Annotated in this window: 1 protein-coding gene; it reads right to left on the bottom strand. The window is 56.5% G+C overall.

Going from position 1 to position 586, the window contains the following annotated elements; genetic code table 11:
• Positions 1-88: 88 nt before the first annotated feature.
• Positions 89-481, bottom strand: coding sequence for an extracellular solute-binding protein (locus EKL94_RS22240; RefSeq protein WP_221768001.1), 393 nt, complete (start codon positions 479-481; stop codon positions 89-91).
• Between the last annotated feature and the right edge of the window lie 105 nt (positions 482-586).

Raw genomic sequence — 586 nt, 5'->3', positions numbered from 1 at the left:
TTTGGCCGGTTCCACTCTCCTTCCCCTCACGCGCTGTGAATGCCCCCAGCGCCCCGCTTTCCCGGCCCTGGGCCCGGATGGTGCCAATCTAGGGCACGTCCACTGGGACCACCTTTTCCCGGTACTTAGGAGCCGCAGCCGTGCGCAGGATGGCTTGGGTACCGATCAGGGCCTTCTTGTTCACCGGCGCATAGAACATCCGCTCGGTGAAGGCTTTCTGGGCGACAGGACTCAATGCGTAGTTAATGAAGAGCTGGGCGGCCTCGCTGTTTTTAGACCCCTTGACCAGGTTGATGGTGTTGATCTGGAAGACCGTGCCCTCCTTGGGTAGCACCACCTTGAGCTTCCCCTTAGAGAGGTCAGAGTAGAGTTGAGAGCGGGCATTCCAAGAAACCGCTATACCAGCAGTTCCATTGATGATCAAGGTATACTGGTCGGGCTTGGGTTCATAGGTCTGTACCAGAGGGGCCAGTTCCTTCAATCTCCGAGCCCCCGGTACGGACTCCGACCTAGTATGCCGCATCTGGCTGACAAAAAAAACACTGAACATCGTCAGACACGTATTGATGTCAGATTAGAGAACACG

Origin of the sequence: Stenotrophomonas maltophilia, from assembly GCF_003970865.1 — a bacterium.
GTDB classification, from domain to species: domain Bacteria; phylum Pseudomonadota; class Gammaproteobacteria; order Xanthomonadales; family Xanthomonadaceae; genus Stenotrophomonas; species Stenotrophomonas maltophilia_AR.
The sequence above is the reverse complement of the archived record's forward strand: the minus strand, read 5'-3'. Positions and strand labels throughout refer to the sequence as shown.